At 73.7% G+C, this 10,846-nt stretch carries 10 protein-coding genes; all 10 read right to left on the reverse strand.

Features of this window, described 5'->3' with window-relative positions; translation table 11 throughout:
* Positions 1–341: 341 nt before the first annotated feature.
* On the reverse strand, positions 342–1,604 hold the full coding sequence (tyrS, locus tag AC4H2H_RS19415; protein ID WP_494372474.1) for a tyrosine--tRNA ligase: 1,263 nt from the start codon (positions 1,602–1,604) through the stop codon (positions 342–344).
* 113 nt (positions 1,605–1,717) lie between these two features.
* Complete coding sequence (locus AC4H2H_RS19420; RefSeq protein ID WP_494372475.1) at positions 1,718–2,407, reverse strand: DNA-3-methyladenine glycosylase; 690 nt, start codon at positions 2,405–2,407, stop codon at positions 1,718–1,720.
* Between the two features lie 24 nt (positions 2,408–2,431).
* Positions 2,432–3,106, reverse strand: a complete 675-nt coding sequence (locus AC4H2H_RS19425) for a nucleoside/nucleotide kinase family protein (protein ID WP_494372476.1) — start codon at positions 3,104–3,106, stop codon at positions 2,432–2,434.
* 43 nt (positions 3,107–3,149) lie between these two features.
* Positions 3,150–4,646, reverse strand: coding sequence for an argininosuccinate lyase (gene argH, locus AC4H2H_RS19430; protein ID WP_494372477.1), 1,497 nt, complete (start codon positions 4,644–4,646; stop codon positions 3,150–3,152).
* Positions 4,647–4,705: 59 nt separating this feature from the next.
* Positions 4,706–5,218, reverse strand: coding sequence for an arginine repressor (locus AC4H2H_RS19435; RefSeq protein WP_483776578.1), 513 nt, complete (start codon positions 5,216–5,218; stop codon positions 4,706–4,708).
* Entirely contained in the window at positions 5,215–6,150 is a 936-nt protein-coding gene (argF, locus tag AC4H2H_RS19440) for an ornithine carbamoyltransferase (RefSeq protein ID WP_494372478.1), read from the reverse strand. The genes AC4H2H_RS19435 and argF overlap by 4 nt, the downstream gene beginning before the upstream one ends.
* Positions 6,150–7,448 (reverse strand): acetylornithine transaminase, encoded by a 1,299-nt coding sequence (locus AC4H2H_RS19445; RefSeq protein WP_494372479.1) that lies wholly within the window; start codon positions 7,446–7,448, stop codon positions 6,150–6,152. The genes argF and AC4H2H_RS19445 overlap by 1 nt, the downstream gene beginning before the upstream one ends.
* Positions 7,445–8,467: an acetylglutamate kinase gene (gene argB, locus AC4H2H_RS19450; protein WP_494372480.1), complete on the reverse strand. Its 1,023-nt coding sequence runs from the start codon at positions 8,465–8,467 to the stop codon at positions 7,445–7,447. The genes AC4H2H_RS19445 and argB overlap by 4 nt, the downstream gene beginning before the upstream one ends.
* Positions 8,464–9,675 (reverse strand): bifunctional glutamate N-acetyltransferase/amino-acid acetyltransferase ArgJ, encoded by a 1,212-nt coding sequence (gene argJ, locus AC4H2H_RS19455; RefSeq protein WP_494372481.1) that lies wholly within the window; start codon positions 9,673–9,675, stop codon positions 8,464–8,466. Before argJ ends, argB begins: the two co-directional genes overlap by 4 nt.
* The gene (argC, locus tag AC4H2H_RS19460) at positions 9,672–10,760 is read right to left on the reverse strand and encodes an N-acetyl-gamma-glutamyl-phosphate reductase (RefSeq protein ID WP_494372482.1); all 1,089 of its coding nucleotides are present in this window, start codon (positions 10,758–10,760) and stop codon (positions 9,672–9,674) included. Before argC ends, argJ begins: the two co-directional genes overlap by 4 nt.
* Positions 10,761–10,846 lie beyond the last annotated feature (86 nt).

Below are 10,846 nucleotides of genomic sequence, written 5' to 3' on the forward strand. Positions count from 1 at the left end.
TTCTCTAACCTACCAGACCCGCGGCGCCCGCTCCAACTCGGTGTTCCGAGCGAAGAAGGTGAGCCATGGAGCCGCCTCGAGTCCGTGCAGGCGCGCAGAGCACCTGACGTTTAACGAGGGAGGTCGCCCGGGGGACCAGCCACCGCCAGATCTTGCGATCGGGACTCGGTGTCCGTTCCTCCCTGCCGGGCGAACATCGAGAACAGTACACGCGCTCCGTCGGGGTGCCAAATCCCCTGGCCCGTGCCCCGGAACCCTCGCCCGGACGGCCCGGAGCTGGCCGGGACGCAGAGGGCCGGGCCGCCTCTCGGCAGCCCGGCCCACGTCCGGAACGCGTCCCCTCAGTCCCCCGCCGCCGCGACGCCGAGGGTCTTCTTGCCGCGACGCAGGAGCGCGAAGCGCCCGTGCAGGAGGTCTGCCGGCACGAGCACCGCGTCGGCATCCGTCACCTTGACGTTGTTGACGTACGCACCGCCCTCGGCGACGGCACGTCGCGCCGCGGCCTTCGACGCGACCAGGCCCGATCCCACGAAGAGGTCGAGGACCTGGTCGCCGGGCTTCGCCGTCGTCCGCGGGAGCTCTGCCACGGCCGCACCGAGCGTGGCCGCGTCAAGCTCGGTGAGCTCGCCGCGCCCGAACAGCGCCTGGCTCGCCCGGATCACCGACTCCCTCGCGCCGGGCCCGTGGACGAGCGTGGTGACGTCCGCGGCGAGCGTGCGCTGCGCCTCGCGGGCGCCGGGACGCTCACGCACCGCCGCCTCGAGCTCCGCGATCTCGTCCCTCGTGCGGAAGGTGAAGATCTTCAGGAACCGCACGACGTCGTCGTCCGCCGCGTTGAGCCAGAACTGGTAGAACGCGTACGGGCTCATCATCTCGGGGTCGAGCCACACGGCACCGCCCTCGGTCTTGCCGAACTTCGTCCCGTCCGCCTTGGTGATGAGCGGCGTCGTCATGACGTGCACCGCGGCACCCTCGGACTTGCGGATGAGCTCGACGCCCGAGAGCAGGTTGCCCCACTGGTCGTTGCCGCCGGTCTGGAGCGTGACCCCGTGGCGCAGGAACAGCTCGCGGAAGTCGATGCCCTGGAGGATCTGGTAGCTGAACTCGGTGAAGCTGATGCCCTCGTCGGAGCGCAGCCGCCGGGCCACGGTGTCCTTCGCGAGCATGGTGCCGAGCCGGTAGTGCTTGCCGACGTCGCGCAGGAGGTCGATCGCCGACAGGCCGGAGATCCAGTCGAGGTTGTTCACGACGCGCGCCGCGTTCTCGCCCTCGAAGTCGAGGAACCGTGAGACCTGGCCCTTGAGGCGCTCGGTCCACTCCGCGACCGTCTCCTTGGAGTTGAGCACGCGCTCGCCGGACTGGCGCGGATCACCGATCATCCCCGTCGCACCGCCGACGAGCGCGACCGGCCGGTGGCCGGCGAGCTGCAGGTGGCGCAGGAGGATGAGCTGGACCAGGTGCCCGTGGTGCAGGCTGGGTGCGGTCGGGTCGAAGCCGCAGTAGTACGAGATCGGGCCCTCGGCCAGCGCGGTGCGCAGCGCGGCCTCGTCGGTGGACTGCGCCACCAGGCCTCGCCATTGCAGCTCGTCGAGAACGTCGCTCACTTCTGCTCCTTCGTCGGGTGCCCGCCGCGGGCACGTGATGAACGGCCTCGCGGGGCCGCGGGTCCTAGTCTGCCGTGCTCGCCGGCCGGCGCGGGCCACCGCCCGGCGCGTGGTCAGCGGGACCGCGCGCTCACCTTGCGGTAGGCCGAGACCGTGGGATCGCCAGCGAGCCAGTAGCGCCACGGGTAGAGGTCGCCGTCCCCTCCTGACCCAGAGACGCCGACGCGCGGGCCGCTCGCGACCGCCGGGCGCAGCGGACCGCCCGCCGGACGGTGCAGCACGAGCTCGCCGTCCGGGTCGGTGAGCTTCGCGCCGTACTGGCGCAGGTCGAGGTCGAGCGCCACGGCGAGCCGCGCGGGGCCGCGCGCGATCTGACGGTCGGAGTCGCAGCGGCCGGCCGCGAGCCGGCGGGACCGGGCGAGGTCGACGCCGTCGGTCACCTCCCCGGCGCGCAGCAGCACGGCCGACGCGCGCCCTCCCGGACCGCAGACGACGTTCACGCAGTGGTGCAGGCCGAGGTGGCGGTAGACGTACAGCCGGCCCGGCTCGCCGAACATCGCACGGTTGCGCTCGGTGCGTCCCCGGTACGCGTGAGAGCCGGGGTCGCGCTCGCCGTCGTACGCCTCCACCTCGGTGATGCGCAGGGTGACGCTGCCCTCGTCGCTGCGTCGGGTCAGCAGCGTCCCGAGGAGGTCGCGCGCGACGTCGTGCACGTCCCGCGCGTACCAGCCGCGGCCGGGTGCCGCCCACGGCCCGACGACGTGGGTGTCCCCCACCGTCCCGGTCGCCGCGTCCGCGTTCATCGCACCACCTCCGTCCGGGGCAATCTACGCCTCGTCACGCCCGGGTGCGGTGGGGCCCGACGGCGACCCGTTCACCCCGGGTGTGCGGATGGCGTTACCCCAGCCGTCGAGCACGACATCGGCGCGCTCGCGCGTCGCGTTGCGCGCGTAGTGCTCGCGCTCGGCCGTCATCCACGCGACCCAGCTCTCGCGCAGGGCCTCGCCGTCGCGGTCGAGGCCACGCCGCAGGCGCACGTCGTCGGGCGCCTCGACCCAGATCCGCAGCGCAGCCACCGCGTCCGCCTCGCGACGAGCCGAGCCGCACCCCTCGACGACGAGGAACGGCGAGAGCGGCACGTCGTGCCACTCCGCGAACCGGTCCAGCCCCCAGTCGAAGCGCCGGTAGCGGCCGGGACGTGCGTCGTCGAGCGGCGTGAGCACCCACTCGTCGAGCCGGTCCCATGCCGGTTCGAGGCCGCGCCACCCCTCGTAGAGGTCGTCCATGTGGAGCACCTGCGCGGGCAGGGCGGCCCCGAGCTGCGCCGCGAGGGTCGTCTTCCCCGAACCGGCCGGTCCGTCCACGACCACGAGCCGGATGCCCGACGACGCCGCCCGGTCCTGAGCAACCTCGTCACCCGAGAGCGCAGGGACCGCAAGGCGCGGGACGGCGTCGCGCACGCGGCGCACGAGGTCCGCCAGGACCTCGGGACCGACGCTCACCTCCTGCCAGCCCGCCGGGCGGGCGACACGGGCCCGGGCACCGTCAGTCCTGCGCCCAGAAGCGGTACTCGGCCGCGCGCTCCTTCGCAGCCTCGAGCTGCTGGGCCACCCGCACCGGTGCCGTGCCGCCGACGGCGTCGCGCGACGCGAGCGAGCCCTCGACGCTCAGGACGGCGCGCACGCCCGGGGTGAGGTGCTCGGAGATGCCCACGAGGTCGTCGTCGGACAGGTCCCAGAGCTCGATGCCCCGCTCCTCGCAGACCCGCACGCACGTGCCCGCGACCTCGTGCGCGACGCGGAACGGCACGCCCTCGCGCACGAGCCACTCGGCGACGTCCGTCGCGAGCGAGAAGCCCTGCGGCGCGAGCGACGCCATGCGCTCGGTGTCGAACGTGAGCGTCGCGACCATGCCCGTGAACGCCGGGAGCAGGACGGTGAGGGTCGACACCTGGTCGAAGACCGGCTCCTTGTCCTCCTGCAGGTCGCGGTTGTACGCGAGCGGCAGTCCCTTGAGCGTCGTGAGGAGGCCCGTGAGGTCGCCGATCACGCGACCGGCCTTGCCGCGCGCGAGCTCCGCGATGTCGGGGTTCTTCTTCTGGGGCATGATGCTCGACCCCGTGGAGTACGCGTCGTCGAGGCGGACGAAGCCGAACTCCTTGGTGTTCCACAGGATGATCTCCTCGGAGATCCGCGAGAGGTCCACCGCGAGCATCGCGGCGACGAACGCGAACTCCGCGACGACGTCGCGCGACGCGGTGCCGTCGATCGAGTTCTCCACAGGGCCGTCGAACCCGAGGTCGGTCGCGACCGCAGCCGGGTCCAGACCCAGCGACGACCCGGCGAGCGCGCCCGAGCCATAGGGCGAGCGCGCGGCGCGCACGTCCCAGTCGATGAGCCGGTCCACGTCGCGCAGCAGCGGCCACGCGTGGGCGAGCAGGTGGTGCGCGAGCAGCACCGGCTGCGCGTGCTGCAGGTGCGTGCGGCCCGGCATCGGGGCGTCGCCGGCCGTCTGCGCCTGGGCGACGAGGGCGTCGACGAGGTCGAGCACCAGCCGCCCGACGTGGCGCGCCTCGTGGCGCAGGTACATCCGCACGAGGGTCGCGATCTGGTCGTTGCGCGACCGCCCGGCGCGCAGCTTCCCGCCGACGTCGGGGCCCGCCCGCTCGATGAGGCCCCGCTCGAGCGCGGTGTGCACGTCCTCGTCCTCGAGGACCGGGAGGAAGGTGCCGGACTCGACGTCCGCCGCGAGCCGGTCGAGGGCGTCGTGCATGGCGGTGAGCTCGTCGTCGTCGAGAAGTCCCGCGGCGTGCAGCACCTTCGCGTGCGCCTTCGAGCCGGCGATGTCGTACGACGCGAGCTGCCAGTCGAAGTGCGTCGACTGCGACAGCGCCTGCAGCGCGGGGGACGGGCCGCCGGCGAAACGGCCGCCCCACAGGCTCACGCGTTCCGCGGCGGGAGCGTCCAGGTCGGCGTCCGCGACGACGGCGACGTCCTGCGCGGTCGTGTCGTCCGGAGGGGTCCCGGGGGTGGTGTCGGGCATGGTTCGGAGCTCCTTGGTGCCGAGCAGGGGGTGGTTCCGCGGACCAGTCTGGCAGCGGTTCAGGCGGCGGGCCCGGACAGGTCCAGGAACCGTTGCGCGAGGTCCGCGCCGCCGAGCGGGTCACGCGCGATGACGAGGATGGTGTCGTCTCCGGCGATGCACCCGAGGACGCCGGGGAGCACCGAGTGGTCGATCGCGGACGCGAGGTAGTTGGCCGCGCCCGGCGGAGTACGCAGGACGACGAGGTTCGCCGACGCCTCGGCGGAGACGAGCATCTCCGAGCACAGCCGTGCGAGGCGTGCTGCGAGGTACTCGGGCGACTCGACGCTCTGCACGCTGCGGTCGCCGCCCTCGCCCGGGACCGCGTAGACGAGCGCGCCGGACGCGCCGCGGACCTTCTCGGCGCGCAGCTCGATGAGGTCGCGCGAGAGGGTCGCCTGCGTGACCGTGAGCCCGTCCGCGGCGAGCGCCTTGGCAAGCTCGGCCTGCGAGTGGATCTCGGTGCGGCGCACGATCTCGGCGATGCGTGCGTGCCGCGCCGTCTTGGTCGTCGCCGTGCGGCTCTCGCTCACGACTGCTCCAGGAGGAACGTCAGCAGGGCCTTCTGCGCGTGCAGCCGGTTCTCCGCCTCGTCCCACACGGCCGAGCGCGGACCGTCGATCACCTCGGCGGTGATCTCCTTGCCGCGGTACGCGGGCAAGCAGTGCAGGACGATCGCGTCGGGCTTCGCGTGCGCGAGCAGCGCGTCGTTCAGCTGGAACGGCACGAAGGGGGTGGACCGCGCGGCCGCCTCGGCCTCGTCGCCCATGGACACCCACGTGTCGGTCGCGACGACGTCCGCACCGGCGACGGCCTCCGCCGGATCGGCCGTGACGAGCACCGAGCCTCCGGTCTCGGCGGCGATGCGGTCCGCGTCGGCGACGAACGTCGGGTTCGGCGCGAACCCGTCGGGCGTGCCGACGCGCACGTGCAAGCCGGCGGTGGCGCCGCCCAGCAGGTAGGAGTGCGCCATGTTGTTGGCGCCGTCACCCACGTAGGCGAGCGTCTGCCCGGGCAGCGCGCCGGTCCCGCCGCGGAGCTGGGCGACGGTCAGGAGGTCAGCGAGGATCTGGCACGGGTGGAAGTCGTCCGTGAGGGCGTTGACGACCGGGACGCGGCTGATCGAGGCCATCTCCTCGATGCGGTCCTGCCCGAACGTGCGCCACACGATCGCGGACGCCTGGCGGTCGAGCACGCGTGTCGTGTCCGCGATCGACTCGCGCACGCCGATCTGCGCGAGGCGCCCGTCGACGACGACGGGGAACCCGCCCAGCTCGGCGATGCCCGTCGCGAACGAGAGCTGGGTGCGCAGCGTCGGCTTGTCGAACAGCACGGCCACGCCCTGAGGACCGGCCAGCGGCTGGCGGAACGTGCGGTCGTCGCGGAACGCGAGCCCGATCTCCAGGACCCGGCGCTGCTCGGCGGGCGTGAGGTCGTCGTCGCGCAGGAAGTGCCGCGGGGCCATCAGGAGCTCCTCGTGGTCGGGTCGGTCTCGGGAACGGTCACCGACGCGAAGAACGCGACGACGTCGCGGGCCTGGTCGGTCGTGAGGATCAGGGGTGGGGCGAGGCGGATCGCGTCCGGCGCCACGGCGTTGACGACGAACCCTGCGTCGAGCGCCGCGCGCGCCACGTCGGCGGCCACCGGGCGCGTGAGCTGCACCGCGAGCAGCAGCCCGCGGCCGCGGACGCCCGCGACGAGCGGGTTCCCCGCCCCGGCGATCCCCTCGCGCAGCAGCGAGCCGACGGTCCGCACGTTCTCGAGGAGGCCGTCGCGCTCGATCACGCCCAGCGTCGCGAGCGCCGCCGCGGCGGCCACGGGGTTGCCCCCGAACGTGGTGCCGTGCTGGCCTCGGCCGAGCAACGTGGCGGCGCGCTCGCCGTACGCGAGCACCGCACCGACGGGGAAGCCTCCGCCGAGGCCCTTGGCGAGGGTGACGACGTCGGGCACGATGCCGCCGCCCACGTCCTGCTGCTGGTACGCGAACCACGATCCCGTGCGCCCCACGCCCGTCTGGACCTCGTCGAGGACCAGCAGCGCGCCGTGGCGGGCGGTGAGCTCACGCGCCGCGACGAGGTACCCGGGCGAGAGCGAACGCACGCCCGCCTCGCCCTGCACGGGCTCGACGACGACGGCCGCGACCTCCCCGCGCTCGGCGACGACCGCGGGCGAGAACGCCTCCTCGAGCGCGGCGACGTCGTCGAACGCGACGAACTCCACCCCACCGGGGAGGGGCTCGAACGGCTCGCGGTACGCGGCCTTGGACGTGAGCGCGAGCGCGCCCATGGAGCGGCCGTGGAACCCGCCCTGCAGGGCGAGCACCCGGGTGCGGCCCGTGCGGCGCGTCATCTTGAACGCGGCCTCGTTGGCCTCGGTCCCGGAGTTCGTGAGGAACACGCGCGAGCCCTCGGGCGCCTCGGCGAGCGCGAGAAGACGCTCGGCGAGCGCGATCTGCGTGGGCGTGCCGAAGAAGTTCGACACGTGGCCGAGCGTGCCGAGCTGCGCGCTGACCGCCGCGGTGAGGGTCGGGTGCGCGTGCCCGAGGGCGTTGACCGCGATCCCGGCGAGCAGGTCGAGGTACCGCTTGCCGTCGGCGTCCCAGACGTACGCGCCCTCGCCGCGCACGAGCACGCGCTGCGGCGGGCCGAACGTGTCCATGACGGCGTGCGAGTACCGGTCGGTCCACCGGGCGACGGACCCGTCGGCGGGCGGGTGCGCGGTCAGGTCGACGGCCGCGTCGATCGGGTGGTCGAGCTGGTTCACGCGGCGCCTCCGGCGGTCGTGGTGGTCACGGCGGTCGGGGACGGCACGGTGCCGACGGCGGGGCCGGAGGCAGAGCCGACAGGGTCCGGGACGACCATGGTCCCGTTGCCCTGGGTCGTGAAGACCTCGAGCAGCGTCGAGTGGGGCACGCGCCCGTCGATCACGGTCGCGGCGGGGACGCCGCCCTCGACGGCGCGCAGGCACGCCTCCATCTTGGGCACCATGCCGGACTCGAGGGACGGCAGGAGCTCGGCGAGCTCGGAGCGCGTGATCTGCGCGACGAGCGAGCCCTTGTCCGGCCACGACGTGTACAGGCCCTCGACGTCGGTGAGCACGACGAGCTTCTTCGCGCCGAGCGCGACCGCGAGCGCCGCCGCGGCCGTGTCGGCGTTGACGTTGAGCACCTGCGTCGGGTCCTCGAGGTCGGGCGCGATCGTGGAGACGACCGGGATGCGCCCCGCGTCGAGCAGGTCCTGGACCGCCGACGGGTGCACCTCGACGACGTCGCCCACCAGCCCGACGTCGACGGGCTCGCCGTCGACGGTCGCATGCCGTCGCTGGGCCTGGAGCAGGCCGCCGTCCTCGCCCGAGAGCCCGACGGCGTACGGGCCGTGCGCGTTGATCAGCCCCACGAGCTCGCGCGAGACCTGGCCGGTGAGGACCATGCGCACGACGTCCATCGCCTCGGGCGTCGTGACGCGCAGGCCGCCCCGGAACTCGGACTCGATGCCGAGGCGGGCGAGCATCGCGGAGATCTGCGGGCCCCCACCGTGCACGACGACGGGGTGCAGCCCGACGCGGCGCAGGAACACCATGTCCTCCGCGAACGCCGCCTTGAGGGCGTCGTCGACCATGGCGTTGCCGCCGTACTTGACGACGACGAGCGCACCCGCGAACTCCTCGAGCCAGGGCAGGGCCTCGACGAGGACCTGCGCCTTCTGCTCGGGGCGCAGGTCGGTCCGGGTGTCGAACGCGGCGTGGTGCGGGTGGAGGGGGCTCGAGGTGGTCGGGTCGCTCATGAGGAGTACGCGCTGTTCTCGTGGACGTAGTCGTGCGTGAGGTCGTTGGTCCAGACGGTCGCGGTCGCGTCGCCGGCGTGGAGGTCGATCTCGACGCGCACCTCGCGCTCGGCGGCGAGATCGACGAGCTCGCGCGGCTCGCCCACTCCCCCGGCGCGGCACACCTGGACGCCGTTGACCGTGACGTCGAGCCGGAGCGCGTCGTACGGGGCGACGTCCTCGGGGACCGTGCCGACGGCGGAGACGATGCGGCCCCAGTTCGGGTCGTTGCCGAAGATCGCGGTCTTGAAGAGGTTGGAACGCGTCACCGCCCGGGCGACCGCCACGGCGGCGTCCTCGCTCGACGCGTTCACCACGGTGACGGCGACCTCGTGGCTCGCGCCCTCGGCGTCCGCGACGAGCTGGCGCGCGAGCGAGGCGCACGCCTCGGTCACGGCGTCGGTGAGCTCGTCGAGCGACACCTCGATCCCGGACGCACCGGAGGCGAGGAGGATCACCGTGTCGTTGGTCGACATGCAGCCGTCGGAGTCGACGCGGTCGAACGTCGAGCGCGTCGCGGCACGCAGCGCGGCGTCCGCGGTCACGGCGTCGACGACGGCGTCGGTCGTCAGGACGGACAGCATCGTCGCCAGCCCTGGGGCGAGCATGCCCGCACCCTTGGCCATGCCGCCCACCGACCACGTCGCGGCGCCGTCGGTCGCGGAGACCGCGCGGACCTCGCGCACCACGGAGACCGTCTTGGGCACGGTGTCCGTCGTCATGATCGCGAGCGCCGCGTCCCCTCCGCCGTCGACCGTGGCGACGGGGTCCGCGAGCGCCGACGCGGCGGCGTCGACCCCGGCGAGCAGGTTCTCCATGGGAAGCCGGACGCCGATGAGGCCCGTCGAGCAGACGAGCACGTCACCCGCGGACGTCGCGAGGACGTCGGCCACGTGCTCCGCGGTGCGGTGCGTGTCGGCGAAGCCCTCGGGACCCGTGCACGCGTTCGCACCGCCGGAGTTGAGCACGACGACGCGTGCCCGGCCGTCGCTCACCGCCTGGCGCGTCCACGCGACCGGCGCGGCGAACACCCGGTTGGTCGTGAGCACCGCGGCCGCGACGTCGAGCGGGCCGTCGTTGACGACGAGCGCGACGTCCTTCGCTCCGGTCGACTTGAGCCCGGCGGCGACGCCGGCGGCCCGGAAGCCCTGGGGCGAGGTGACGGTCACGGGGCGACCCCTTCGGTCGTGAGGCCCAACGCCTGCGGGAGGCCGAGCGCGATGTTCATGGACTGCACCGCGGCGCCCGCGGTGCCCTTGACGAGGTTGTCGATCGCCGTGACGGTCACGACCCGGCCCACGGCGTGGTCCACCGCGACCTGGACGAGCGCGGTGTTGGCGCCGAGCGTCATGGCGGTCGTCGGCCACTGCCCCTCGGGCAGCACGCGCACGAACGGCTCCCCCGCGTAGGCGTCCTCCCACGCCCGCCGGACGCGCGCGGCGACCTCGTCCGGCGCGAGGCGGGCCGCGGCGTCGGACAGCCGCGCCGTGACCGTGGCGAGGATCCCCCGGGACATCGGCACGAGCGTCGGCGTGAACGAGATGCTCACCTCCGGGGCGCCCGCGGCGCGCAGGTTCTGCGCGATCTCGGGGATGTGCCGGTGGGAGCCGCCGACGGCGTACGGCTGGGCCGACCCCAGCGCCTCGGACGCCAGGAGGTGCGGCTTGAGCGACTTCCCGGCGCCCGAGTAGCCGTTGGCCAGCACCGCGACGAGGTCCTGGCCCTCGACGAGCCCTGCCGCGATGCCCGGCTGGATCCCGAGCGTCACGGCCGTGACGTTGCAGCCGGGCACCGCGACGCGCCGCGCCCCCGCGAGCATCTCGCGCTGCTTCGTCTCGCTCGCACCGGCGGCCGTGCCCCGGGTGAGCAGGAGCTCCGGAAGCCCGTACGGCCACGTGCCCGCGTGCGCGGACCCGTAGAACGCCTCCCAGTCCGTCGCCGACTCGAGCCGGTGGTCCGCACCCAGGTCGAGGACGAGGACGTCGTCGGGCAGCCGGGCCGCGATCTCCCCCGACGCGCCGTGCGGCAGGGCGAGCACGACGACATCATGGCCCACGAGGTTCTCGACGGTCGTCGGGAGCAGCACGCGGTCGGCGAGGGAACGCAGGTGCGGCTGGTGCTTACCGAGGAGCGTGCCCGCGTTGCTGTGCGCCGTGACGGCGCCGACCTCCACCTCGGGGTGCCCGGCGAGCAGGCGCAGCGTCTCCCCGCCCGCGTACCCGGACGCACCCGCGACCGCGACTCTGATCGTCATATGCAGCACTATACATACTTATGCACTGGCATCGTGCTCGGGTCGCGGTTCGTGGTCGGGTCCGCGGTGGGGGCGGACCGTGTGCT

Source organism: Cellulosimicrobium sp. BMG9.22, assembly GCF_059159975.1.